Below are 447 nucleotides of genomic sequence, written 5' to 3' on the forward strand. Positions count from 1 at the left end.
AACAGGGGCTGGTGTTGGCCTGGCAATGGCCGGTAGGGGAGGTGGCGGATAAAGTTGTGAGGGTTGAAGTGGTGGATATGCCGCGTGATGATGTTCGGCGCGTGAAGTTTGCGGCAAGGGCTTGGGATGACCGTGGTCAGGCTTTTGATTTGATGTTGTCAGATTATCAGCGGCGCGATGGGATGGTGGGGAGTCGGTGGTCTGTATCGGCGCGGGTAAGGCCTGTGATCGGTGAAGTGAATGTGCGCGGTTTGAACCGTGAAACAGGGGCTTTGGCCAATGGTATCGATGGCATGGGTACTGTGGGGCGCGACAGGAAACTCGTGCGGCAAGGCGGCGGGTTCGGTGTGGCTAATATGTGTGAGGCGGTAAGCCGAAGTTGGCAGGGAACGGCGGACAAATATCCTGAGGTTTCAGACGGCATAGGGCTGATGCGTGCTTTGAGTA

Annotated in this window: 1 pseudogene; it reads left to right on the plus strand. The window is 57.3% G+C overall.

The features are described 5' to 3' along the window. Window positions 1-447 (plus strand): annotated as a pseudogene (locus ACTHUT_RS22030) (DNA internalization-related competence protein ComEC/Rec2); the annotation flags it as partial.

The organism is Neisseria sp. P0022.S010 (assembly GCF_051956635.1).